Source organism: Sulfurivirga caldicuralii, from assembly GCF_900141795.1.
In the GTDB taxonomy this organism is placed as follows: domain Bacteria; phylum Pseudomonadota; class Gammaproteobacteria; order Thiomicrospirales; family Thiomicrospiraceae; genus Sulfurivirga; species Sulfurivirga caldicuralii.
The window spans coordinates 81,221-104,280 of sequence record NZ_FSRE01000001.1 but is presented as its reverse complement, the minus strand read 5'-3'; the positions used below and the strand labels follow the sequence as shown (position 1 = coordinate 104,280).

Genomic DNA, 23,060 nt, shown 5'->3' with positions numbered 1-23,060 from the left:
CTGCGCCTCTATAGCACCGCTTTTCAGTCTTACGCAGCCTGACTCTCTTCACCGGGGTGGTAGCATTCAATAACCGCCCCTTCCACCGCATCAACCCCGATCGCCTGCATTGCCTGCAGCGCTTCCACATCATCAAGGTCATCCACCAGCACCCTGGCACCCAATGCGTGGCCCCAGGCGACCAGCCCTTCCAACCAGCGCAGACGCTTTTCCAACTGACCTGCAAAACGCAGTGCATCCACCCAGTTAATGGCCAGGTAGTCGATCTGCAGGTGCGCAAACAAAGCCGGCTCGATGGTGCGGCTGCCGAACCCCTGCAGACGCAGCTTGAATCCTTTCTTTTTCAAAGCGTCAAGCACTTCAACAGCCTTCAGATCCAGTCTATTTACGGCATCTATATCGACTGAAAGAATGAGCTGCTCTGGCTTGGCGCCATAACTTTCAACCCGCTGTGCGAGCAGGTCGGCCACACTCTCCTGCAGTAGCAGGGCAGTATCCAACGGAACACTACACCCCGTCGAGGGAGACCGCCACTGGGCCAGATACCAGGCCGCAGTTTCCACCATCCACAGCCCCATGGACGTACTCCACTGACTGCGGGCGAGAAGCGGCTGCCAGCCTTCATACCAGTCATTCTCAATGGGCGCATCCTGCCAGCGTACATTCATGCGCATGAACGTATCCTCCGCCGCGGATAGGGGCTCGACCCGGCGGAAACAGGGAATAAACTTCTGATGTTCCACATCCACTTCAAAATGGGTCTGCAGATGATCCGGTGCCACTTTAGCATCGGACGCCACATCACGATAAAAACAGAACTGCTTGCGCCCGCGATGTTTCGCTGCATACAGGGCCTGGTCCGCCCGTTCCATTACCTGAGCGGCCGTTTTTCCATCGCTTGGGAATTCCGCGATTCCCACACTAGTAGAGACCTGAACGGCACGGCCATCCACCCAGTAGGGACGGCTCACCTCATGAATCAGGCGCTTGGAAATGGTCTGAATAATGTCCTCATCCACCAGGTCCCGCAGCAGAATGACAAACTCGTCCCCGCCAAGCCGAGCCACAAAGTCATCTTCTCGCACACTGGCCACGAGGCGCGCGGCTACAAGGCGCAGCAGCTCATCCCCCGCTGCATGGCCATAGGTGTCATTGACAGGTTTAAAGCCGTCCAGATCAAGAAAAAGCAGGGCAAATGCGGCATCCTCGTTTTCTGCACGGGTCAGTGTATCTTCCAGCGTTGCGGTGAAGTAGTTTCGGTTGGGAAGATGCGTCAAGGTATCGTAATTGGCCTGACGGAACAGGGCTTGCGTCCGCGCCTGCACCTGAGCTTCGACTAGTTTGGCCAACGAGGTTTTTCGCAACAGACGTTCCGGCCACTGCTTGAGCCAAGCGCGCACTTTATAACGCCATAAGGTTGAGGGGGTTGGCACCTGCTCTTTTAATCGATTCTTGGCTCGCTGACCAAACTTGGTGAATGTGGATGCGCTCATAACATGTTTGCTCCCTTGTGTTGTCTGTCATCTTTTTGGCAACAGACACTTATGCATATACACCCCATGCATAAAACATGCCGACATCGTCACCCATTGGCTAAAAAATTGGCATACACATTGCTTGTTTACACGCACACACAAAATAAAAATTTTGCACACACAAGGGAGAGACACGATGACACACGCAACCACATGCCCCAATGCAGACACACAGGAAAAACCGCTGCTGAAACCTTATGCCCGCGACCCACAAGTAGAAAATCATCTGGCGGAAAATCCTCGCCACACCGTCATGCTGCTACTGCAAGGGGCCGTGGATAAGGCCGGCCTGGCAAAAGTCTGCCACCAGTCCGGTGCCTGGGTGGAAAAAGGTTTCCACCTTGGTCGGCTGACCACCATCGTCGACGCCCTGCGCGACCGCCTGCAATTTACCCAGGACACGCCGCTGGCCTATGACCTGGAAGAGCTGTATAAATATGTAGATCAGTGCGTGCAGGAAGCTGTGTACGAAAAGGACACCTTCTATCTGGACGCCGCGCTGGAAATCCTCACCGAACTGCGTGATGCCTGGGTGGAAATGCTTGTGTCCGTAGGCGAGCTGCAGCTTGACGAGCAATAAGCCTTTCCTGTCGGGTCTGCCAGTCGGCGGGCCCCTTCCTTCTTCACACCAACCTTTCAATCTTTCTTTGTTTTGTCATCTGTTTTCGTTAAACTGGAAAACCTCGGCCATCTATCCTCAGCAGGAACACCATGTCAGACAGCACTCAAACCATCGCGCAAGCGCCCCAGGGAAAGGACGACACCCTGCCCGAGGTGTATGACGACGCGCCCATCGCCCTGTCTGCTGAACACAAGGCTGATCAACAAACTCCCGCTCCCCAGTTGCCGGCACAAAATAAGGCCGAACTGGCCAAACTGGAACGCGCGCTGGTTCCCGGCAAGGACCTGAACACCTACCTGAAAGTCATCAATCAGTTCCCCGCGCTCACCCCCGAGCAGGAGCGCGAACTGGCCAAACGCTGGTACTACGAAAAGGATGTGGACGCCGCCCGCCAGCTGGTACTTTCCTCCCTGCGTTACGTGGTACCCATCGCACGCAGCTATGCCGGCTACGGCCTGCCGCTGGCCGACCTCATTCAGGAAGGCAATATCGGCCTGATGAAGGCGGTGCAGCGCTTCAATCCGGAACAGAACGTGCGCCTGATGACCTTTGCCGTGCATTGGATCCGCGCCGAAATCAACGAATACATCATCCGCAACTGGCGCATCGTCAAGACCGCCACCACCAAGGCACAGCGCAAGCTGTTCTTCAAGCTGCGCGGCACCAAGAAAGCGCTGGAGTGGTTCGGCGACAAGGAAGCCGAGCGGGTGGCGGAGGAGCTGGGCGTCACCAAGGAAGATGTACTGGAAATGGACAGCCGTCTCTACGGGCAGGACATTTCCGTGGATGTCAGCAGCGATGACGACGAAAATGAGCGCCCGCAGCTGGTCTTGGCCAGCCACGAGCCTGACCCCGAAACGCAGCTTGCCGAGGAAGAGGAGCAGCGCATCAATACCGAAAGGATGCGCGAAGCCCTCAAGACGCTGGACGATCGCAGCCGCGACATCCTTGAGCAGCGCTGGCTCAGCGAGAAGAAAACCGGCCTCAAGGAGCTGTCGGAAAAATATGGCGTCTCCATGGAGCGCATCCGGCAGATCGAAAAGGCCGCCATCAAAAAGCTCCAGAAGGCCATGACAGCCGCCTGATCGCAGCCTGCGCATAAATCGTCCTTATGCCTTATTAAATATCTTTATCTTGAAGCCGCAGTGTTGTTTATCGACAATACACTCAGACGGCAAGAGAGACACTTTTTCTCGCGCATGCTAATGAATGTGCGCTGATCCAACCCTTCATACCGCTTTCCATCTTGCCGCGCAACCATTCAGTTCCTGAAAGGCGAGGCACATTATGGCAATCGACATCTGGCCCGGCTGGGTCGGCGGCATCGGCATCGGCCTGTTCGTAATCCTCCACTTCTGGATCATGGGGCGCCCGGCCGGCTGCTCCACCGGGTATGGCAACTTCTGTGGCTACATCTGCCGCCTCAACTATTTCCGCAGTGGCGAATACAAGGAACTCAACAACCCGCGGCTGTGGTTTCTGCTGGGCATTCCCGTGGGCGGGCTTATCAGCGCACAGGCCTCCAGTGAGCCGTGGCACGTTTCCTTCACCATGGGCATGTACGACGCCGTACTGCCCCAAACCTTTACCGGAAAGGCCCTGTGGCTCACCTTTGGCGGCATGCTGCTGGGCTTTGGCGCCCGCCTCGCAGGCGCCTGCACCACAGGCCATGCACTGGTCGGTGGTGCCATGCTCAACCCACCCAGCCTCGTGGCCGGCATGGTGTTTTTCGCCAGCGCCATGGGCATGACCTGGCTGCTGTTTTACGTCTAAGGGGCAAAACGATGACAACGCGCACAAAAAATATTCTCGGCTGGCTGCTGGGCGCCCTGTTCGGCTTTCTGATGAGCCGTGCCGGCGCGACCACCTACGACTATCACGCCAAGATGTTCCTGTTTCAGGATTTCCAGTTGATGGAGGTCATTGGCGTGGCCGTGCTGATTGGCATGGCAGGCATCTGGTGGATGCAGAGCCGCCACATGCTCAGTCTCTCGGGAGACCCGATCCAGTTCCCGCGCAAGCCGTGGAACGACACGCTGGTGCTGGGCGCCTTTCTGTTTGGCATCGGTTGGGCCATGACCGCCTCCTGCCCCGGTACCGTGCCGGCCATGCTGGGCGAAGGCAAGTTGCCCGCCCTGTTCGTCTTGCTGGGTATCGTGCTCGGCACCTTTGCCTATGGGGTGCTGCAGGACGCGCGTCTAAGCTGCCGTCGGGACTGAATTTCGCCGATATTTCAACCACTAACCTGCACGCTCCTGTGTATAATGCCCGCAGCCCGCGCTGCGGGTTTTTTCGTTTGCAAGACCACAAAGGACCCGCATGACCCCTGAGAAGATTCGCAATATCGCCATCATCGCCCACGTTGACCATGGCAAGACCACCCTCGTAGACCAGCTGCTGCGCCAGTCGGGCACCCTTAACGCCCGCAAGGACCATGGCGAACGCGTCATGGACTCCAACGATCTGGAAAAGGAACGCGGCATCACCATTCTGTCGAAAAACACCGCCATCGACTACGACGGCTACCGTATCAACATTGTGGATACCCCGGGGCATGCGGACTTTGGTGGTGAGGTGGAGCGCATCCTCTCCATGGTGGACTCCGTGCTGCTGCTTGTGGACGCCGTGGAAGGCCCCATGCCACAGACGCGCTTTGTGACCCAGAAGGCGCTGGAGCGTGGCCTCAAGCCCATCGTGGTCATCAACAAGATCGACCGCCCCGGTGCGCGCCCTGACTGGGTGCTGGATCAGACCTTCGACCTGTTCGACCGCCTCGGCGCCTCCGACGAACAGCTGGACTTCGAAGTGGTCTATGCCTCCGGCCTCAACGGCTTTGCCCGCCCCGAACCGGATTCTGACGAGCAGGACATGACCCACCTGTTCAAGACCATCATCGACAAGGTGCCGGCGCCCGACGTGGATCCCGACGCGCCCTTCCAGCTGCAGTGCATCAGCCTCGACTACGACACCTACAAGGGCGTCATCGGTACCGGCCGCGTCAAGCGCGGCCGTATCAAGCCCAATACCCCGGTCACCATCATTGACCGCGAGGGCAATACCCGCAGCGGCCGCGTGCTGGAAGTGCTCGGCTATCACGGCCTCGACCGCATCAATGTGGACGAAGCGCAGGCGGGCGACATCATCGCTTTCACCGGCGTGGATCCGCTGTACATTTCCGACACGCTGTGTGACCCGGAGCTGGTGGAGGCCCTGCCAGCCGTGAGCGTGGAAGAGCCCACCGTCACCATGACCTTCCAGGTCAATACCTCACCGTTTGCCGGCAAGGAAGGCAAATATCTCACCTCGCGCCAGATCAAGGAGCGCCTCGACAAGGAGCTGCTCACCAATGTGGCGCTGCAAGTGGAACAGCAGGACGACCCGGACAAGTTCCAGGTTTCCGGCCGCGGCGAGCTGCACCTGTCGGTACTGATCGAAACCATGCGCCGCGAAGGCTACGAGCTGGCCGTTTCCCGTCCCGAGGTCATCTTCAAGGAAGTGGATGGCGAAATGAAGGAACCCTATGAAACGCTGACGGTGGACATCCCCGAAAGCGCGCAAGGCACCATCATGGAGAAGCTGGGCGAACGCAAGGCGGAGATGACCAACATGGTGCCCGACGGCCACGGCCGCGTGCGCATCGATTTCACCATCCCGTCGCGCGGGCTGATCGGCTTCCGCACCGAGTTTCTCACTGCCACCCAGGGCGAAGGGCTGATCTTCTCCAGCTTCAGCCACTGGGGGCCGAAACTGTCGGGCCGCATCGGTGCGCGCACCAATGGCGTGCTCATTTCCAACGGCACCGGCAAGGCGCTGGGCTACGCGCTGTTCAACCTGCAGGAGCGCGGCCGCTTGTTCATCGGCCCGGGGGATGAAGTCTATGAGGGGCAGGTGATCGGCATTCACAGCCGCGCCAACGACCTGACGGTGAACCCGCTCAAGGCCAAGCAGCTCACCAACGTGCGCGCCGCCGGCTCCGACGAAAACATCCTGCTTACCCCGCCGATTCGCTTTACCCTCGAACAGGCGCTGGAGTTTATCGATGAGGACGAGCTGGTGGAAGTAACGCCGGAAAACATTCGCATCCGCAAGAAATACCTCACGGAAAGCGAACGCAAGCGTCACGGCCGCAAAAAGAACGACTGAAGCGCGGTAAACGCCTTTTTCTGCCTTAAACCACGGGGGTCCCCGACTTTTTTCAGGTCGTCAAAATTCGGCCCGTGAAAAAGTCGGGGACCCCCTTTGCATGGAGGGCTTAAAACCATGATCTGCCTGATTCAGCGTGCCTGTCATGGCAAGGTGGACGTCGCCGGTGAAACCGTGGGCGAAATCGGCTATGGCATGGTGGTGCTGGTAGGCTTTCAGCGCGGCGACGACAGCTCCACGCTGGAAAAGATGGCGCACAGACTGTTGCACTACCGTCTGTTTGCTGACGAGCAGGACCGCATGAACCTGAATGTGCAGCAAATTGATGGAGAAATTCTGCTGGTACCGCAGTTCACCCTGGCTGCGGACACCCGCAAGGGGCTGCGGCCCAACTTTACCCCAGCCGCCCCGCCCAAGGTAGCCGCCGAGCTGTTTGAACGCTTTGCCCAACAGGTGCGCACTCGCTGGCCGAAAATTGCCACCGGCCGCTTCGGCGCCCACATGCAGGTGAGCCTGTGCAACGACGGCCCGGTCACCTTCTGGTTGCAGGTGGACCCGTCCGACGGCTAAACTGAGAATCTTAATCCAGCCACGGACAGCCCATGGACCCGCGCCTGCTTCTGCTCAGCCCCGATCGCACCGACGAAGATTTTTTCACCCCGCACTGCCCCTATCCGCTCATTCAGGCGTTTGATTCCAAACAGGGACGGGAATACTTCACCGCCCTGCGTCCGGAATGGGTACTGGCGCGCCGCGAAACCATCAACTGGGCACTGGACTGCGTCGATGCCCACCTGCTGGACTTCGACCTGCTCACCGGACTGCACAACCGCCGTTTCTTCCTGCGCGAACTGGAGGAACACCTGCAGCCTGGCCAGCCCGAGTGCGCCCTGCTCTACTTTGGCATTGACCGCATGACGTTCCTCAACGACAGTCGCGGCCTCACCTTTGGTGATGCCGTTCTGAAGGCGCTGGGTGAACGGCTGCAGGGCGTCACCCGCCATGGAGACCGCGTCGCCCGCATGGGCGGCGACCACTTTGCCGTGCTGGTAAGAGGCTACGAGGATGAAACCCGCCTGAAAGCCATTGCACAACGCTTTTTCCACGACCTGTCGCAACCGCTGCAGGTGGAGGGGCGCCGCACGCACCTGAGCTACAGCATGGGTGTTGCCGCCTGGCCCAGCTGTGCGCAAACGGTCGATCAGCTGGTCAACAATGCCACCCTTGCCTTTCGTCAGGCACGTGGACTGGGCGGCAATCAGTACCTCTTTTACACCAGCGAATTCAATGCCGACCTCTCGCGCGAACTGCTATTGGAAAACCACCTGCGCTACGCGCTGGCGCGGGACGAAATCGAAGTGTGGTACCAGCCGCAGGTGGACGCTGCAAGCGGTGCGCTCTACGGTGCCGAAGCGCTCATACGCTGGCACCATCCGCGCCTGGGCATCATTGCTCCCAGTGAATTCGTGCCCATCGCTGAGGCCACCGGGCTGATCCAGCAGATCAGCGCCTTTGCCCTGCAGCAGGTGGTGCACGATGCCGAAACCCTGCACACCGCCGGCAAGCCGCTGCACTTCGGTATCAACCTGTCCCCACGGCAGTTTCTCTACGAAACCCTGCTGAACGAGATCGCAGCCACCCTCAAGCGTCATCCGCTCCCCCCCGAGCTGCTGGAGTTCGAAATCATCGAGTCCCAGGCGATGACCCATCTGGAACTGGCGCAGCAGACCATGAATGCGCTCAAGCAGCTGGGCTGCGGACTGGCGCTGGACGACTTCGGCACCGGCTACTCATCCCTGGCCTGGCTCAATCAGCTGCCGGTGGACACGCTCAAGATTGATCAGAGTTTCGTGCGCGAACTGGACAAGCCGGCCATGCAGCAGCTGATCCGCGGCATCTGCGCCATGGCGCAGGCACTGGACAAGCGCCTCATCGCCGAAGGGGTGGAACACGCCGAGCAGGCGGACTTCCTGCGCGCCTGTGGCGTGGACATTCTGCAGGGCTATCTGTATGGCAAGCCTGTGGACCGAGAAGCCTTTATCAGCCGCTTACGGGGCGCGGACTAAAACACCGCGCTCAAGCGCTGTCTCCCTCCTGCAATAACCGGCCAGTCTCTACTAGGGCATCACGATTACCCCTTGGCACCTCCCGTTTACCCGTAGGCTACGTGCTGCAAGCCTCTCGTCAGCCTTGACGACACCCAAAAGTGGTAGAATTCAAAAATTAGCACAATTCTGAGCTGGAGAGCGAGCATGCAATACAAGATCACCCCCGAAGAAGCACATCGTGCCAAGGTGCCGCACCACATCTTCAACTTCAATCTTCTGGTAACACACCTGTTCGCCGCCTACACCATTCTGGAAATCGCCCATGGCAACATGGCTGCGTTTTTATTGATTCCGACGGTTTCCACCCTGGTCATTCTCTTTATCTGCACGCGCGTGAAGGTGAAGCGCGAGACCGATACCTGGTTTGTCGCCGCCAACTGGCTGGTCGCCTGCCGCCGCGGCAAGATTCTAATCGGTGCCTACATCGCCGCCATTGCGCTGATGTCCATCTACCTGCTTATCGACTGGCTGTTCCCGGGCGGGATGAGAATGAACAATTTCTCCAGCGACGGCGGTTCCACCAACCTGGTGCAGGTGATCTTCATGTACTTCTCCGCCTTTATCGTTTTCGTGACAGTGCTGTTCACCTTCTTGCAGACTGGCATCTCCGTGTTTGAGGCCGGACAGGGCATTCTGGATGACAAGGTGGAGAAGCGCTTCCCGCGCAAGGACGGTGATAACGAAGCGCTGGGCCACGCAGAAGAAGAATCGGTCCCGGACGAGGTTCGTCAGCGACATCACTGAACCCTGTTTCCAGCTTCGTGTTCAATGCAGCCGGCCCCCATCGGGGCGGCCGTCCACTCCAGCTCAGGACGATGCTCTCATGCTGAACAAACTGAAAAACCTGCCTGTCTTTCTGCAAGTGCTGCTGTTTGCCATTTTTGCCACGCTGGGTGCCTGGCTGCTCCTGCCGGAACCGACCCAGCAGCCGGATAAAAGCGCACTGCCGTGGAACAGTTTCCGCGACGAGCAGGGACGCGTCCACGCCCTGGGGCTCGTGATCGGACAAAGCACCCTGCGGGACGCCATGGCGCTGTACGGTAAGGATGTGGAAATCAAGGAGTTTACCGATCCGGATCTGCAACCCACCAGCGTGGAAGCCTATTTCCCGGCGGTGTATATTGTGAGCATCAAATCCCCTTTGATCCTGCGCCTCAAGGTGGACCCGCAGCGCATGCAGGCCCTGCTCAAGGAAGCACCGGGCGTGCGTGCCACCCCCAGCGGCGACAAGGAGGTGCTGCTGAGCGAGTTTCAGGCACGCACCCTGCTGGATGCCCCCATCGAATCCATTACCCTGCCCGCAAGCAAGGACCTGCCAAAGGAAGCCATTCTGAAGCGCTTCGGACAGCCCACACACATCCGCAAGAACCCGGCTGACAAGACCGAACGCTGGATTTACCCGCAAAAGGGGCTGGAAATCATTATGGATCCGGAGGGCAAGGAAGTGTTCGAATGGGCTAATTTCATTCGAGGCTAGGCACACAGAGCGTGATTTGACGATATAACGGCCGTGCAATAGCACGATGGCCCGGGGTGGCGCCCCGCGCTTGTGCCAAATGCCCTGAAATCGTGGAGGCCACTCACCTCTCCCAGTGCAGACCCTTGCATCACCTTGAGTATGCGCAGGCATCCCGCCTGTATTCGCTGAAAAGACTATATGCCCTTAATGATTCAGGATTTGAGCCATCAGAACTCCGAGAATAAGGGCGCATCATTTTGGCAAGGAAGCAGATGCTTAAGCTCTGCTGGGCCAGAAACCTTTTATCCTGCCCAATGGCACGAGGGCACCATTCCACAGTGGGAACGACGACCACTTTGAGCGCATCCTAGGACTTCTCCTCCTCCATGCCGTGGCCATCCCGGCCCTTGTCTGACGCGTCATCTGCGATACGCTGCTGATCACGACGGCCGCCCTGCCCCGGTTCAAAGTCATCATCGTCCAGAAAAATCTGATTGGCGGCCCGATCCAGATCGTCGAATTGCCCTTTCTTGGCCATCCAGATAAACACCACCACGGCAATAAAGCCGAAAACCAGTACAAAGGGAATCAGTCCATAGATTACGTCCACTGCCGGGCCCTCCTGCGTGCAACGGCCTTGTGGGAAAAGAAGCTGCGAATGCGTGCAGCATTGCCAATCACGATCAGCGAGCTGATAGGCATGGTAATGGCAGCTATCAGCGGCGTCAGTGTGGCGCTCATGGCCAGCGGCACCATGATGACATTGTAGAGAATGGAGCTGGCGATATTCTGGCGGATGGTCTTCAGCGTTCGCTCGGACAGGGCCACCGCCGTGTCCACTGCCAGCAGTTCATTGTTCATGAGCACGATATCGGCACTGTCCATGGAGATGTCGGTGCCCGATCCCAGCGCAAAGCCCACATGGGCCCGTGCCAGCGCCGGGGCATCGTTGATACCGTCGCCCACCATGGCCACCTTCGCATCCTGTCGCTGCAGGCGCGCAATCACTTCATGCTTGTCTTCAGGTAGCACTTCTGCAATCACTTCCATGCCGCCCAGCTGACGCGCCACCTCTTCGGCCACCGCCTTGCGGTCGCCGGAAAGCAGCGTCACCTTCTTGCCCCGCGCCTTGAGCCGGGCAATGGTTTCCTTCGCATCCGGGCGCAGCTCATCGGCAAGGGTCAGCAACGCCACCACCTCGCCATCCCGCGCCACCCAGATGGTGGTGCCACCGGTGCGCTGATGGGCCGCTTCGTGGGCCAGCCAGTCTTCCGGAATCTCGACGCCCTCAGCCCGCAACCAGTCCGCATGCCCGATCAGATAGTGATGGGTGCCCACATCCGCCTCCACCCCGTTGCCGGCATGGGTGGTGAAGTTTCTCACCGGATAGTCGGCCGGCAGGAAGGCGGGATACCGCGCCCGCACGGAATGATAGATGGCCTGACCGATACTGTGCTGGGACTGGAACTCGATGGCGGCAATGGTTTTGAGCAGATCCGACTCATCGCCATAACGGGTCCAGACGTTCACAACGCGCATGGCACCTACTGTCAAGGTGCCGGTCTTGTCAAACACGAAATGATCCACATCGTTGAGGATTTCCAGCACCGCCCCATTCTTTACCAGTATGCCGTTGCGCGCACTGACGCCACTGGCCACGGCGATCGCCATGGGCGTGGCCAATCCCAGTGCACACGGACAGGTAATGATGAGCACGGCGGTGCCCGCCATGATGGCGGTTTCAATATCGGCATTGAAAAACCAGTACACCGCCGAAGCCACCGCCAAGGTGATTACCGCAGAGACGAACCAGGGCATGATCCTGTCTGCGGTGCATTGAATCGGCGCCTTGGAGCCCTGCGCTTTTTCCACCATCTGGATAATGCGTCCCAGCGTGGTATCCTGCAGAATTCTTTCCACACGCACCACCAGCGAGGCGTCCACACTTACGGTACCAGCGGCCACCTTGTCGCCGGGCTCCTTGTACACCTCCTGAGATTCGCCACTGAGCATGGACTCGTTCACGTAGCCAATGCCATCCACCACCTCGCCATCCACGGGGATATGATCGCCGGGGCGCACGATCACCTCATCGCCTGGCTTGAGCAGACGTACCGCCACCACTTCCTCGCCATCGGGTACCTTTTTGCGCGCCACCTTGGGCTGCAACGCCATCAGCCGCCGTGTGGCATCTACCGCCTTGTTCTTGGAAATGGCCTCCACATAGCGCCCGATCAGCAGAAAGAAGATAAAGTCGGTCATGGTGTCGAAATAGACATGGCCGACGATGCGGTCGAAGTTGAAGGTCACCCAGGTTGAGTAGGCATAGGTGGTGAGTATGCCCAGGCTGATGGAGACATCCATGCCCAGTGCCCTGCCCTTCAGAGCCGTCCAGGCACCCTTGAAGAAGGGCTGCGCGGCATAGAGGAGCACGGCCGTCGCAATCACAAACTGCAGGACATTGAAGTAGTTGCGCCACTCGATGTTTTCATCGGCGCCGCTGTAGAGCGCCACGGAGAACCACATGATGTTCATCATGGCAAAGCCGGCAAACCCCATGCGGTACAGCAGTTCGCGATTGGCCTTGCGGTAGGCGGCTTCGGATGCGCTCGGATCGTAGGGGGTGGCGTCATAGCCGATGCTGTGCAGAATCCTGATAATTTCCGACAACTTGATACGGCTGTTGTCCCAGCGCACCTTGATCTGCTTGTTGGTGAAGTTCACATGGACGTAGAGAATGCCGTCCACCTGCGCCAGTCGGTGCTCAATCAGCCAGACACAGGCTGCGCAATGAATGGCCTCCGACATCAGGGTAATCTCGCGCCGATCCCCCCTGGCTTCGGTGAACTGCGCCTGCACTTCATCATGGTCGATAAAGTCCAGATTCTTCGGCGGCGGCGGGGGTGGCGACAGCAACTCACCTTCCGGGGTGCGCTGATAAAAGCTTTCCAGCCCGGCTTCGTGAATCACCTCGCATACACTGGCACAGCCATGGCAGCAGAACGCGCGCTCCGTGCCTTCGATGGGCTTCAGAACAAGCTCGCCTTGGGGTATCGCCTGGCCGCAATGGTAGCAGTTCAATTGGGCCATTTACTTCCCGGTCTCTGCGGCCGTCTTGGACGCGCCCTTTTCCTGCACCCAGAGGGAGCGACCCAGCTGGTAGGTGTCTTCCCCTTTGTGGATTTCCAGCACCACATCCCACTTGCCCTTCAGCGGCAGCTTGAGTGAGCCTGTAAACACGCCATCCTTGTTGCGAATCATCTCAACCTGACCATCAAAGCGCTTGTCTGCGGGCCGATAGTAAAAAAGCGTAGCCTTGTCACCCACAATGGTGTGGCCATCACGCGTCGCGATCCGCGCCTCAACAGGTACACGTTCATTCTGCGTCAGCAACGGAATGTTCAGCTCCAGGTGCCAGCCCAGGCTTTCCAGCTTGCGGTCCATGCGAATGATCTGGGCCACACTCTGCTCGGCATGGTCCAGATCGGTCTTCACCAGCCCCGGGTTGGTGACAATGGCCATGTTTACCATGAATAGATTAACCGACAGGACCAGAACCAGCATCACCAGCCATCCAATCACGAAGGGATTGCGCAGTGGCCGACTCCAGTCGCGTTTTTTCTCAGTTGTCATGTGTACCTCATCCAGTGCAGCTCAACGAAAAAGGGCGCCTCGTCGGCGCCCTCATCATTATAGTGCCTTAATCGTCGCTTCATCGATAGAGCGGATAGAGGAAGACACTGTGATACACCGCCTTGATATCCGGGTTGTTGGCATCGCGCACGATGATATCAATCGGCGTTTCCTTGCCCTTCAAGGCGTTTTTCGGAATGCGAACCCGCAATACCGCGCTGGCAACCGTACCAGGCTGTACAGGAATGACCGGATCCACCAGCGCCACCAGCCCCTCGGGGCCTTTCACTTCGACCTTCGCCGCCATGGGCTTGTTGGTCTTGTTGACGATCTTGATCGTGTACTTGTTCTGAATGGAGCCATCGCTCAGCTGTACAAACAACGGCGCACGGTCATGCAGCGCCTTCACATCGATGGGTGACAGATGCGTCAACTTCCACACCAGCAGGCCAGCGGCAATAAGCATGACCGTGGTATAGACAATCACGCGCGGACGCTTCCAGATCGGTGGTGGTTCCTTGCCAAGGAAGTCATCCAGTGAGGCATAGCGTATCAACCCACGCGGCTTCTTGATTTTGTCCATGATGCTGTCGCAGGCATCAATACACAGCCCACAGGTAATGCAGCCAAACTGCTGGCCCAGTCGAATATCTACCCCGGTCGGACAGACATCTACGCAGAGACGACAGTCGATACAGTCGCCAAAGTGCTGATCGGCTTCTTCTTCCGCCTTCTTGCGCGCTTCCTTCTTGTCCAGTCCCTGCTCAATGTACTTCTGCATCACCTTGCGCACATAGGCATTGCGCTCCTTCATCTGCGCGCGCGGCTCGCCGCGGTCCTTGTCGTAGGTAGGCAGGATGGTGGTTTCGTCGATCATCGCCCCCTGAATACGTGCATAGGGGCAAAAGCCAATACACACCTGCTCCCGCATGAAGCCGGCAAAGAAATAGGTAGCGAGACCAATCACGATGATGGTTGCCCACTCCCAGAAACCGAGATCAAAGTGGAACAGGCGCTTCCATAGATCAAATGAGTCGGTAAAGAATGCAAGGAAGCTGAACGAAGTGGCAAAGCCTATGGCGAGCCAGGCAAGATGCTTGGGAATCTTGACCTTGATCTTTTCCCACGTCCATGGTGCCTGATCCAGCTTGATGCGTTTCGCAGGCGATCCTTCGAATTTCTCCTCCAACCAGGTAAATACATCCGTCCAAACAGTGTGAAAACAGAAGAACCCGCACCATACACGCCCGGCTACGGCAGTGACGGCAGCTAGCAACAGGGCAAAAAACAGCAGGATCATGGCCAAAACCCAGATATCCTGCGGTAGGATCGTCAACCCAAAAAAGTGGAACTGGCGGTTGGGTAGATCCCAAAGAATGGCCTGTTCACCATTCCAGCGCAGGTAGGGGCCAAAAAACAGCGTCAGCCATACACTGGCCGCAATCCATTTCAGCGTTCTGAAACGGCCCGGAATGCGCTTCGCATGCACAGTCTTGCCGGTATTGACAGGCAGGATCTCGACACCAATTTCCTCCAGTGTCTTTGAGTTCACTTCGTATTCGTCAAGAAGTGACTTGGACGTTCCGTCTTTTACACTCATGTGTTAGCCCTTATAAGTGGATAAGTTTTTCTAATTAATGGCAATCAATATTATTATTGGCCTATTAAACGCGAAAAGCCCATCTATGGATGGGCTTTATAAAGCAGGGGAAGTGCCAGCAACTAACCTTGCTGAGCGTTGTCATCGTCTCCAGTTTGACCAGTTTCACCTTCCATGCCCTGGATTGCGCGCCAGGCAAATCCAGCCAGTGACACAACAGTCAAAACAACCGCTGCGATGGAACCCCACAGAACCCAATCGTTATTCAGATCGCCCATAACAGTCTCCTCAGACAGAACTAATTGTTTTTTGTGGACGACCTTATTAAATCACAGGACAAAAAAAGGGGGAATCGAAATTTCCCCCTTTCAATCATAAAATTGATCTATGTCAACTCGTTATTGACCGCCACCCAGCTCGTGCACATAGATGGCCAGGCGCTTAATGTCCTTGTCGGACAGGCGCCCCTTCCATGCAGGCATCGCACCTTCGCGGGTACAGTCGATCAAATCACCGTTTTTCTTCACGTTTACACCGTATTTAATGGTGCGCAACACTGCATCACGTTGAGTCTTCTCAACCATGCTCTTACAGGTACCGTCGTTGAACGGAACAAAACGCCAGATCTGATCGGTCAGATTAGCGGCGCCATTAGGTGCCAACGGCTTGCCGTTGGGACCATGACAGGCCAGACACATGCCCTTGGCATAGACAGCCTTGCCCGCGGCAACAGCAGGATCATTGCCCTTGCCCTGAGACAGCGCCATGACGTAATCAGTAACCTGCTCGATTTCTTCATCGCTCAAGTTACCCATCATGCCACGTGCCGGCATGTTACCTACCCGGCCATTGGCGATGGAGGCATGGATCTGATTGATATGACCACCCCACAGCCAATCATCGTCAGCAAGCACGGGGAAGTTGGGGTTACCCATACCACCGGCACCGTGACAGGCCGCACAGTTGTCACCGTAAAGCATTTTGGAGGTGGCAACAGCGTAGAGCTTGAGGTCAGTATCCTTCATGATGTCTGCCAGGGGCAAGGAAGCCAGCTTCTCTTCCTTGTCGGCAAACTTCTGCTTGCGCCACGCTTTAAGCTCATTGTAGCTTTCTTCATATTCCTTGATCGCAGTCCATCCGGCAATCCCCTTGGTAAAGCCGTTCGCCAGAGGAATGGTCGGATAGTAGATCGCGTAGAAGATGATCATGATAAAGCCGGCATAAAAGGCCAGCATCCACCACAATGGAGGCGGGTTATCCAGCTCGCGGATATCCTCGTCCCAGATGTGGCCGGTATTGCCCTCATTGGGCCATGGGTTATGTCCTGCCATGTCGTTACTCCTCAGAGTGTGTGTCTTATTCATCGTCGTCGTGCAGTACGCGGTACTTCTGCTCTTCCAGTTCCTTGCGCTTGCTGGGACGCAGTGCCCAAGCAAACGTAATCACAATTCCAACAAAAGCACCGACAGTGATGATTACACCTGCCCAATCCTGGGCCGTCATGGCGGCCCAGTCGGTATGGAAGTAATCAGCCAGTTTACTCACGATAGACCTTGTTATCGTCCAGTTTCACCATGGTGCCCAGCACCTGCAGATAGGCGATCAGCGCATCCATTTCAGTGGTGCAGTGCTTGTCCGGATCCGGATTGCCATAGGTGCGCAGGTACTCATCGGCCAGCGCGATCTCTTCATCGGTGTAAGGCACACGTTCCAGACGCAGCACCTTCATGCGGGCCGCCATGTCACGCTTGCCGACCTTGATGCGGCCAATATACTGATCTGTGATACAACGTTCCGCCAACCAGGGATACGCCGGCATGACAGACTCAGGCACTACCGCCTGCGGGCGCATCAGGTGCAACGCATGCCACTCGTCGGAGTACTTGCCCCCCACGCGCGCCATATCAGGACCGGTACGCTTTGAGCCCCACTGGAACGGATGGTCATAGATGGACTCGGTCGCCAGGGAATAGTGACCATAGCGCTCTTTTTCGTCGCGGAACGGACGGATCATCTGAGAATGACAGTACATGCAGTGCTCGCGCATATAGATGTCACGACCGGCCAGCTCCAGAGGCGTGTAGGGGCGCATGCCGTCACCCGGCTTCCAGTCAGATTTCCAGTTGCCGTGTTCGTCCTTGTAATAAAGACGCTTGTCGGCAACCAGCTTGCCGTCCTTCATCTCGAAGTGTCGGGTCCAGACCAGCTCCGGGAACTTGTCATTCTTGATATTCCCGTACTTGTCCGTAAATTCGGTGTAGTCCACTGCATCCTTAAGATAGAACAGCGGTACGATTTCGACGATCCCCGCAATAGAGACCATGAATGCAGTTGCCAGGAACAATCCGAAGATATTGCGTTCCAGGCGCTCCTGCAGATTTTTAGGCTCGTGATTGTCTGCCATGAGTTTAGCTCCTCAACTCAATGGTTAGGTGCCCGCCTTAAGGGCGGGCTTGTATCGTTTTATCAGGCTGCAGCAACAGCAGGCTGACGAGACTTGGCGGTTGCCACGGTCATGGCAACGTTGTACAGCATGACCAGCGCACCTGCCACGAACAGTACACCACCCATGAAGCGCATTACGTAGTAGGGGTGCATGGCCGCAACAGATTCAGCAAAGGTGTAAGCCAGTACGCCGTATTCGTCATACGCGCGCCACATCAGACCCTGCATGATGCCGGATACCCACATGGCCACGATGTACAAAACGGTGCCAAGCGTAGCCAGCCAGAAGTGAACGTTGATCAGCTTCATGCTGTACATCTCGGTGTTCCACATCTTCATCACCATGTGATAGATGGAGCCGATGGCCACCATAGCAACCCAGCCCAGGGCACCGGAGTGAACGTGACCAATAGTCCAGTCGGTGTAGTGTGACAGGGCATTAACGGTCTTGGAAGACATAACCGGGCCTTCAAAGGTGGACATGGCGTAGAAGGCCAGCGCCATGATCAGGAAGCGCAGGATGTAGTCCGTACGCAGACGGTCCCAAGCACCGGACAGGGTCAGCATGCCGTTCAGCGCCCCACCCCAGGACGGAATGATCATGGCCAGAGAGATCACGGCACCCAGCGAACCGGTCCAGTCAGGCACAGCGGTGTACTGCAGGTGGTGTGCACCCAGCCATACATAACCGAAGATCAGTGCCCAGAAGTGGACCACGGACAGCCGGTATGAATAAACGGGGCGACGTGCCTGCTTCGGTACGAAGTAGTACATCATGCCCAGGAAGCCTGCAGTCAGGAAGAAGCCCACTGCATTATGCCCCCACCACCACTGAATCATGGCGTCCTGCACCCCGCTGTACAGCGAGTAGGACTTGTACCAGGTAACAGGAATCGAAAGCCCGTTAACAAGGAACAGATAAGTGACCGCGATAAGCAGTGCAAGATAGAACCAGTTGGACACGTAAACGTGGGGAACCTTTTCCTTGTCACGTGTGGCGATGGTCATGACAAACACCATGGTCCACAGCACCCAGCCAATAGCCACGCCCAGGTCAAAGATCCACTCCATTTCGTGGTATTCCCTGGCCTGAGTCAGACCAAAGGCGATACCGATAATACCGCCCACGATGGAGACGATCAGAAACAGCGCTGACAACCAAGCACAGGGCACACACCACAGGCGGTTGCTGTTGGTACGCTGTACGGAATACAGCGAGGTCACGAACAGCGCCAGACCACCAAAGCCAAGAATAATGGTATTGGTGTGAACCACACGGAGACGACCAAACGTAATCTCCGCAATGTCAAAGTTCAGGAATGGCCACGCCAGTTGCGCAGCGGCATAGGTACCGATCGCAGTACCCGCCACCAGCAGAATGACGGTGAGTATGGTGCCGAATTTCAGCAAACCATATTCGTATTGGGGATTTGCAGCGTTCATTGCGAACTCTCCTTTTAACTTACAAGTCATACCACGCGCCCTTGAATCGCCACACTCTCTCAAGGGTTCGGGTTGTCACGCTCCATTATATTGAGAGGCAACCCGCCCTTTCGAGAACGGACCGCTCAAAACTTGATCTGGATTAAGTTTTGAGCCAGTTTCTCAAGCGCCTGCTACTCCAGAACAGCGTAATTATCATCTTTTCGCCAGGCCACAACAATACAAAGCACTTATTTATACTCATTGATTAGACTTATGACTCAACAGAGATTACTTATCGCCTAATATGTGTTCTTGCGCCCAGGCTAACATCACGCACCGCCGGAACAGGTAAAATAAACTACCTCAGCACAATCAGGAGCCTGCCCATGCGCACTGCCACCGTTGAACGCAACACCCTGGAAACCCGCATCCGCGCCACCGTCAACCTGGACGGCAGCGGTAAAAGCGAATTGGAAACCGGCGTGCCCTTTTTTGAACATATGCTGGATCAGGTGGCTCGCCACGGGCTGATCGATCTGTCCGTAGAGGCTGAAGGGGATATCGAAATCGACGATCATCACACCGTTGAAGATGTGGGCATCGTGCTGGGACAGGCCATCCGCGAAGCGGCTGGCGACAAGAGGGGCATCGCTCGCTACGGCCATGCCTATGTGCCACTGGACGAAGCGCTTTCCCGCGTGGTCATCGACCTGTCCGGCCGCCCCGGCCTGCAGTTTCACTGCAACTTTACCGCCGAGCGCATCGGGCGCTTCGATACTCAGCTGGTGCAGGAATTCTTTCAGGGCTTCGTCAACCATGCCCACGCCACCGTGCATATCGACAACCTGCGCGGCATCAATGCCCACCATCAGGCGGAAACCATCTTCAAGGCGTTCGGGCGTGCGCTGCGCATGGCGCTCACCCCTGACCCGCGCCTGGGCGATCAGCTGCCTTCCACCAAGGGAGCGCTGTAAATGAAACATGTGGTCGTGGTGGACTACGGCATGGGCAACCTGCGCTCGGTGTCCAAGGCCGCCGAACACGTGGCCGGCAACCATGCACGCATTAAAGTGAGCAGCGACCCGGCCAGGGTTCGGGATGCCGACGCCATTATCTTCCCGGGCCAGGGGGCCGCCCGTGCCTGCATGGATCACCTGATCGAAACGGGGCTGGAACACTCTGTCCAGCAGGCCGCGAAGGAAAAGCCCTTTCTGGGGATCTGCATGGGCATGCAGGTGCTGATGGATTACAGCGAAGAAAACGACGGCGTGCATTGTCTCAAGGTCTTTCCCGGTGAAGTAACCCCTTTTCGCTTTCCGCCGACGCAGCCCCTGAAGATACCGCACATGGGCTGGAACCAGATCGCTCAGACCCAGGACCACCCCCTGTGGCACGGCATCGAGGACAATACCCGCTTTTATTTCGTGCACAGCTACTATGTCCAGCCGGCGGATCACAGCCTGACGGCAGGTGTGTGCGACTACGGCCACCCGTTTACCGCCGCCATCGCCCGTGACAATGTATTCGCCATCCAGGCTCATCCGGAAAAATCCGCCGATGCAGGCCTGCAGCTGCTGAAAAACTTTATTCAATGGAACGGAACCCCATGATTCTCATTCCCGCAATCGACTTGAAGGACGGTCAGTGCGTCCGCCTGCGCCAGGGCGAAATGGATGACGCCACCGTCTTCTCCTCCGACATCGTCGCGACCGCCAGGCAATGGAAGGACGCTGGCGCCAGGCGCCTGCACATGGTGGACCTTAACGGGGCCTTTGCCGGCAATCCGGTCAATCAGGAGGCCGTACTGGCCGTCACCCGGGCCTTCCCCGACCTGCCGGTGCAGATCGGTGGCGGCATTCGCAGCCTGGAAACCATCGAGGCCTACCTGAACGCCGGCGTGCAGTACTGCATCATCGGCACCAAGGCCGTTCACGAACCCGAGTTTGTCGCGCAGGCCTGCAGGGCATTCCCCGGCCACATCATGGTGGGCCTGGACGCCAAGGGCGGCAAGGTGGCCATCAACGGCTGGGCCGAGGTCACCGATCACGACGTCATCGAGCTGGCCAAGCGCTTCGAAGGCGATGGCGTGAACGCCATTATTTATACCGACATCGGCCGGGACGGCATGCTGCAAGGTGTCAACATTGAAGATACTGCCCGCCTGGCCGAAGCCATCGACATTCCCGTAATCGCCTCGGGCGGTGTCACAGATCTGGACGATCTGCGCGCACTGGCACCGCTCTATAAAAAAGGCGTCACCGGCGCCATCACCGGCCGCGCCATTTATGAGGGCACGCTGGACTTTGCCGAAGGGCAGCGCCTGCTGGATGACCTGACGGGAGGCGCCTGATGGGGTTGGCAAAACGCATCATCCCCTGCCTGGACGTGGACAACGGCCGCGTAGTGAAAGGCGTCAAGTTCGTGGACATTCGCGATGCGGGCGACCCGGTGGAAATCGCCCGCCGCTACAACGATGAGGGCGCCGACGAGATCACCTTTCTGGACATCACCGCCAGCGCCGATGAGCGCGAAACCATGGTACATGTGGTAGAGCAGGTGGCCTCCGAGGTCTTTATTCCCCTGACCGTCGGCGGCGGCATCCGCACGCTGGATGACATCCGCCGCATGCTCAACGCCGGTGCCGACAAGGTCTCCATCAATACAGCCGCCATTTTCAATCCCGGCTTTGTAAAGGAGGCCTGCGACACCTTTGGCAGCCAGTGCATCGTGGTCGCCATCGACGCCAAGCGTGTCAGTGCCGGTGACGAACCACTGCGCTGGGAAATCTTTACCCACGGCGGCCGCCGCGAGACCGGCATCGACGCTATCGCCTGGGCGGAACGCATGGAAGAGCTGGGCGCCGGCGAACTGCTGGTCACCAGCATGGATCGCGACGGCACCAAGCAGGGCTTCGATCTCGAGCTGATGCGCACCATCAGCGAGCGGGTGCAGATCCCTGTCATCGCCTCGGGCGGCGTGGGCAACCTGGATCACCTCGCCGACGGCGTACTGCAGGGCAAGGCGGATGCGGTGCTGGCGGCCAGCATCTTCCACTTCGGTGAATACACCATTGAACAGGCCAAGCGTCACATGCAGGCGCGCGGCATCGAGGTACGACTATGAGCGACATTCTTTCGCAATTGGACGCCGTGCTGGCAGAACGCAAGGACGCCGATCCCGACAGTTCCTACGTGGCCAGTCTGTATGCCAGGGGATTGGACGCCATCCTGAAGAAGGTGGGTGAAGAAGCGTGCGAGACGGTCATGGCCGCCAAGGATGGCGACAGCGACCATCTGGTCTATGAAGTGGCTGATCTATGGTTTCACACCATGATATTATTAGCGCAGCAAAATCTGAGCAGCGACGCGGTTCTGCAGGAACTGGCGCGTCGCTTTGGCCTGTCCGGACTGGAAGAAAAAGCCAGCCGTACAACGTAAAGCGGACAACCCGTCCCGTTTTCAGCGGCATCCCGCCTACCCCGCGCGGATCAACAAGAGGCTTCGGCTATGGAAGAAAAAACCGTATTTGAAAAGATCATCGACCGTGAAATCCCGGCCGATATCGTCTATGAAGATGACAAGTGCATTGTCATCAAGGACATCAACCCCAAGGCACGGGTGCACCTGCTGGTGATCCCCAAGAAAAAGATCCCCACCCTGTTCGATCTCACACCGGAAGACAAGGATCTGATGGGCCACATGATGCTGCTGCTGCCGCAACTGGCGCAGGCGCACAATCTCGACGGCTTCAAGACCCTGATCAACACCGGCAAGAGCGGCGGACAGGAAGTCTTTCACCTTCACATCCACCTAATGGGCAACTGATTCGAAACAAAAGGAGTTCTCTACATGGGCATTAGTATCTGGCAACTGCTTATCATCCTGGCCATCGTGCTGGTTCTGTTCGGCGCCAAGCGCCTGCGCTCCGTGGGCTCTGACCTGGGCGCCGCCATCAAGGGCTTCAAGCAGTCCATCAAGGATGAAGACGCCAAGGCGGAAGAAAACGCCGCCAAGCTGGAAAAGGCCGACGGCAAGGTGTACGACGTCAAGCCTGAACAGAAGCAAGACGACAGCGCTCCCAAGGCTTAAGC

Annotated in this window: 26 protein-coding genes; 16 read left to right on the top strand and 10 right to left on the bottom strand. The window is 57.5% G+C overall.

Annotated features, from left to right (window positions below):
- Positions 1–29: 29 nt before the first annotated feature.
- Positions 30–1,493, bottom strand: a complete 1,464-nt coding sequence (locus tag BUQ81_RS00530) for a sensor domain-containing diguanylate cyclase (protein ID WP_084188160.1) — start codon at positions 1,491–1,493, stop codon at positions 30–32.
- A 178-nt stretch (positions 1,494–1,671) separates the two neighbouring features.
- On the opposite strand from BUQ81_RS00530, the gene BUQ81_RS00525 reads away from it, so the two are divergent.
- The 9 genes from BUQ81_RS00525 (at position 1,672) to BUQ81_RS00485 (ending at position 9,885) form a co-directional block, all read left to right on the top strand.
- Positions 1,672–2,115 carry a flagellar export chaperone FliS gene (locus BUQ81_RS00525; protein ID WP_074200453.1) on the top strand — a complete coding sequence of 148 codons (444 nt, stop codon included), beginning with the start codon at positions 1,672–1,674 and terminating at the stop codon, positions 2,113–2,115.
- A 131-nt stretch (positions 2,116–2,246) separates the two neighbouring features.
- A complete protein-coding gene (gene rpoH / locus BUQ81_RS00520; protein WP_084188159.1) occupies positions 2,247–3,242 on the top strand; it encodes an RNA polymerase sigma factor RpoH in 996 nt (331 codons plus the stop codon).
- A gap of 202 nt (positions 3,243–3,444) precedes the next feature.
- Positions 3,445–3,930 (top strand): YeeE/YedE family protein, encoded by a 486-nt coding sequence (locus BUQ81_RS00515; protein WP_074200452.1) that lies wholly within the window; start codon positions 3,445–3,447, stop codon positions 3,928–3,930.
- A gap of 11 nt (positions 3,931–3,941) precedes the next feature.
- Positions 3,942–4,376 carry a DUF6691 family protein gene (locus BUQ81_RS00510; RefSeq protein ID WP_074200451.1) on the top strand — a complete coding sequence of 145 codons (435 nt, stop codon included), beginning with the start codon at positions 3,942–3,944 and terminating at the stop codon, positions 4,374–4,376.
- A 100-nt stretch (positions 4,377–4,476) separates the two neighbouring features.
- On the top strand, positions 4,477–6,300 hold the full coding sequence (typA, locus tag BUQ81_RS00505; RefSeq protein ID WP_074200450.1) for a translational GTPase TypA: 1,824 nt from the start codon (positions 4,477–4,479) through the stop codon (positions 6,298–6,300).
- A gap of 117 nt (positions 6,301–6,417) precedes the next feature.
- Complete coding sequence (gene dtd / locus BUQ81_RS00500) at positions 6,418–6,870, top strand: D-aminoacyl-tRNA deacylase (protein ID WP_074200449.1); 453 nt, start codon at positions 6,418–6,420, stop codon at positions 6,868–6,870.
- A gap of 32 nt (positions 6,871–6,902) precedes the next feature.
- A complete protein-coding gene (locus BUQ81_RS00495; RefSeq protein ID WP_074200448.1) occupies positions 6,903–8,366 on the top strand; it encodes a putative bifunctional diguanylate cyclase/phosphodiesterase in 1,464 nt (487 codons plus the stop codon).
- A gap of 186 nt (positions 8,367–8,552) precedes the next feature.
- Positions 8,553–9,152, top strand: coding sequence for a hypothetical protein (locus BUQ81_RS00490; RefSeq protein WP_074200447.1), 600 nt, complete (start codon positions 8,553–8,555; stop codon positions 9,150–9,152).
- A 79-nt stretch (positions 9,153–9,231) separates the two neighbouring features.
- The gene (locus BUQ81_RS00485; RefSeq protein ID WP_074200446.1) at positions 9,232–9,885 is read left to right on the top strand and encodes a type 1 glutamine amidotransferase family protein; all 654 of its coding nucleotides are present in this window, start codon (positions 9,232–9,234) and stop codon (positions 9,883–9,885) included.
- Positions 9,886–10,234: 349 nt separating this feature from the next.
- Here the strand turns inward: BUQ81_RS00485 and ccoS are convergent, their stop codons facing one another.
- From ccoS to ccoN, 9 genes are all read right to left on the bottom strand, one after another.
- Positions 10,235–10,477: a cbb3-type cytochrome oxidase assembly protein CcoS gene (gene ccoS, locus BUQ81_RS00480; RefSeq protein ID WP_074200445.1), complete on the bottom strand. Its 243-nt coding sequence runs from the start codon at positions 10,475–10,477 to the stop codon at positions 10,235–10,237.
- Positions 10,468–12,957, bottom strand: coding sequence for a heavy metal translocating P-type ATPase (locus tag BUQ81_RS00475; protein WP_074200444.1), 2,490 nt, complete (start codon positions 12,955–12,957; stop codon positions 10,468–10,470). The genes ccoS and BUQ81_RS00475 overlap by 10 nt, the downstream gene beginning before the upstream one ends.
- On the bottom strand, positions 12,958–13,500 hold the full coding sequence (locus BUQ81_RS00470; RefSeq protein WP_074200443.1) for a FixH family protein: 543 nt from the start codon (positions 13,498–13,500) through the stop codon (positions 12,958–12,960).
- Between the two features lie 79 nt (positions 13,501–13,579).
- Positions 13,580–15,100: a cytochrome c oxidase accessory protein CcoG gene (gene ccoG, locus BUQ81_RS00465; protein WP_074200442.1), complete on the bottom strand. Its 1,521-nt coding sequence runs from the start codon at positions 15,098–15,100 to the stop codon at positions 13,580–13,582.
- 122 nt (positions 15,101–15,222) lie between these two features.
- The gene (locus BUQ81_RS08760) at positions 15,223–15,378 is read right to left on the bottom strand and encodes a hypothetical protein (protein ID WP_200770519.1); all 156 of its coding nucleotides are present in this window, start codon (positions 15,376–15,378) and stop codon (positions 15,223–15,225) included.
- Between the two features lie 120 nt (positions 15,379–15,498).
- Positions 15,499–16,431 (bottom strand): cytochrome-c oxidase, cbb3-type subunit III, encoded by a 933-nt coding sequence (gene ccoP, locus BUQ81_RS00460; protein ID WP_074200441.1) that lies wholly within the window; start codon positions 16,429–16,431, stop codon positions 15,499–15,501.
- A gap of 25 nt (positions 16,432–16,456) precedes the next feature.
- Complete coding sequence (locus BUQ81_RS00455; RefSeq protein ID WP_074200440.1) at positions 16,457–16,645, bottom strand: cbb3-type cytochrome c oxidase subunit 3; 189 nt, start codon at positions 16,643–16,645, stop codon at positions 16,457–16,459.
- On the bottom strand, positions 16,638–17,504 hold the full coding sequence (ccoO, locus tag BUQ81_RS00450; protein WP_074200439.1) for a cytochrome-c oxidase, cbb3-type subunit II: 867 nt from the start codon (positions 17,502–17,504) through the stop codon (positions 16,638–16,640). Before ccoO ends, BUQ81_RS00455 begins: the two co-directional genes overlap by 8 nt.
- Before the next feature lie 62 nt (positions 17,505–17,566).
- Entirely contained in the window at positions 17,567–18,988 is a 1,422-nt protein-coding gene (gene ccoN, locus BUQ81_RS00445) for a cytochrome-c oxidase, cbb3-type subunit I (RefSeq protein WP_074200438.1), read from the bottom strand.
- Between the two features lie 368 nt (positions 18,989–19,356).
- On the opposite strand from ccoN, the gene hisB reads away from it, so the two are divergent.
- The 7 genes from hisB to BUQ81_RS00410 all read left to right on the top strand — a co-directional run bounded on the left by hisB (position 19,357) and on the right by BUQ81_RS00410 (position 23,058).
- Positions 19,357–19,944 carry an imidazoleglycerol-phosphate dehydratase HisB gene (hisB, locus tag BUQ81_RS00440; protein ID WP_074200437.1) on the top strand — a complete coding sequence of 196 codons (588 nt, stop codon included), beginning with the start codon at positions 19,357–19,359 and terminating at the stop codon, positions 19,942–19,944.
- A complete protein-coding gene (gene hisH / locus BUQ81_RS00435) occupies positions 19,945–20,580 on the top strand; it encodes an imidazole glycerol phosphate synthase subunit HisH (protein ID WP_074200436.1) in 636 nt (211 codons plus the stop codon).
- Positions 20,577–21,320 carry a 1-(5-phosphoribosyl)-5-[(5-phosphoribosylamino)methylideneamino]imidazole-4-carboxamide isomerase gene (gene hisA / locus BUQ81_RS00430; protein WP_074200435.1) on the top strand — a complete coding sequence of 248 codons (744 nt, stop codon included), beginning with the start codon at positions 20,577–20,579 and terminating at the stop codon, positions 21,318–21,320. Before hisH ends, hisA begins: the two co-directional genes overlap by 4 nt.
- A complete protein-coding gene (hisF, locus tag BUQ81_RS00425) occupies positions 21,320–22,093 on the top strand; it encodes an imidazole glycerol phosphate synthase subunit HisF (RefSeq protein WP_074200434.1) in 774 nt (257 codons plus the stop codon). The genes hisA and hisF overlap by 1 nt, the downstream gene beginning before the upstream one ends.
- Complete coding sequence (locus tag BUQ81_RS00420) at positions 22,090–22,407, top strand: phosphoribosyl-ATP diphosphatase (RefSeq protein ID WP_074200433.1); 318 nt, start codon at positions 22,090–22,092, stop codon at positions 22,405–22,407. Before hisF ends, BUQ81_RS00420 begins: the two co-directional genes overlap by 4 nt.
- 69 nt (positions 22,408–22,476) lie before the next feature.
- Positions 22,477–22,794: a histidine triad nucleotide-binding protein gene (locus BUQ81_RS00415; protein WP_074200432.1), complete on the top strand. Its 318-nt coding sequence runs from the start codon at positions 22,477–22,479 to the stop codon at positions 22,792–22,794.
- A 24-nt stretch (positions 22,795–22,818) separates the two neighbouring features.
- The gene (locus BUQ81_RS00410; protein WP_074200431.1) at positions 22,819–23,058 is read left to right on the top strand and encodes a Sec-independent protein translocase subunit TatA; all 240 of its coding nucleotides are present in this window, start codon (positions 22,819–22,821) and stop codon (positions 23,056–23,058) included.
- Positions 23,059–23,060: the final 2 nt, after the last annotated feature.

Excerpts from the sequence above, each read along its gene's own strand:
- BUQ81_RS00515 (WP_074200452.1), top strand. The coding sequence starts at position 3,445 with ATGGCAATCGACATCTGGCCCGGCTGGGTCGGCGGCATCGGCATCGGC.
- typA (WP_074200450.1), top strand. The coding sequence starts at position 4,477 with ATGACCCCTGAGAAGATTCGCAATATCGCCATCATCGCCCACGTTGAC.
- BUQ81_RS00490 (WP_074200447.1), top strand. The coding sequence starts at position 8,553 with ATGCAATACAAGATCACCCCCGAAGAAGCACATCGTGCCAAGGTGCCG.
- dtd (WP_074200449.1), top strand. The coding sequence starts at position 6,418 with ATGATCTGCCTGATTCAGCGTGCCTGTCATGGCAAGGTGGACGTCGCC.
- rpoH (WP_084188159.1), top strand. The coding sequence starts at position 2,247 with ATGTCAGACAGCACTCAAACCATCGCGCAAGCGCCCCAGGGAAAGGAC.
- ccoG (WP_074200442.1), bottom strand. The coding sequence starts at position 15,100 with ATGAGTGTAAAAGACGGAACGTCCAAGTCACTTCTTGACGAATACGAA.
- BUQ81_RS00495 (WP_074200448.1), top strand. The coding sequence starts at position 6,903 with ATGGACCCGCGCCTGCTTCTGCTCAGCCCCGATCGCACCGACGAAGAT.
- BUQ81_RS00475 (WP_074200444.1), bottom strand. The coding sequence starts at position 12,957 with ATGGCCCAATTGAACTGCTACCATTGCGGCCAGGCGATACCCCAAGGC.
- BUQ81_RS00525 (WP_074200453.1), top strand. The coding sequence starts at position 1,672 with ATGACACACGCAACCACATGCCCCAATGCAGACACACAGGAAAAACCG.
- BUQ81_RS00485 (WP_074200446.1), top strand. The coding sequence starts at position 9,232 with ATGCTGAACAAACTGAAAAACCTGCCTGTCTTTCTGCAAGTGCTGCTG.
- ccoN (WP_074200438.1), bottom strand. The coding sequence starts at position 18,988 with ATGAACGCTGCAAATCCCCAATACGAATATGGTTTGCTGAAATTCGGC.
- hisF (WP_074200434.1), top strand. The coding sequence starts at position 21,320 with ATGGGGTTGGCAAAACGCATCATCCCCTGCCTGGACGTGGACAACGGC.
- ccoP (WP_074200441.1), bottom strand. The coding sequence starts at position 16,431 with ATGGCAGGACATAACCCATGGCCCAATGAGGGCAATACCGGCCACATC.
- BUQ81_RS00470 (WP_074200443.1), bottom strand. The coding sequence starts at position 13,500 with ATGACAACTGAGAAAAAACGCGACTGGAGTCGGCCACTGCGCAATCCC.
- BUQ81_RS00415 (WP_074200432.1), top strand. The coding sequence starts at position 22,477 with ATGGAAGAAAAAACCGTATTTGAAAAGATCATCGACCGTGAAATCCCG.
- ccoO (WP_074200439.1), bottom strand. The coding sequence starts at position 17,504 with ATGGCAGACAATCACGAGCCTAAAAATCTGCAGGAGCGCCTGGAACGC.
- hisH (WP_074200436.1), top strand. The coding sequence starts at position 19,945 with ATGAAACATGTGGTCGTGGTGGACTACGGCATGGGCAACCTGCGCTCG.
- BUQ81_RS00530 (WP_084188160.1), bottom strand. The coding sequence starts at position 1,493 with ATGAGCGCATCCACATTCACCAAGTTTGGTCAGCGAGCCAAGAATCGA.
- hisB (WP_074200437.1), top strand. The coding sequence starts at position 19,357 with ATGCGCACTGCCACCGTTGAACGCAACACCCTGGAAACCCGCATCCGC.
- BUQ81_RS08760 (WP_200770519.1), bottom strand. The coding sequence starts at position 15,378 with ATGGGCGATCTGAATAACGATTGGGTTCTGTGGGGTTCCATCGCAGCG.
- BUQ81_RS00420 (WP_074200433.1), top strand. The coding sequence starts at position 22,090 with ATGAGCGACATTCTTTCGCAATTGGACGCCGTGCTGGCAGAACGCAAG.
- BUQ81_RS00410 (WP_074200431.1), top strand. The coding sequence starts at position 22,819 with ATGGGCATTAGTATCTGGCAACTGCTTATCATCCTGGCCATCGTGCTG.
- hisA (WP_074200435.1), top strand. The coding sequence starts at position 20,577 with ATGATTCTCATTCCCGCAATCGACTTGAAGGACGGTCAGTGCGTCCGC.
- BUQ81_RS00510 (WP_074200451.1), top strand. The coding sequence starts at position 3,942 with ATGACAACGCGCACAAAAAATATTCTCGGCTGGCTGCTGGGCGCCCTG.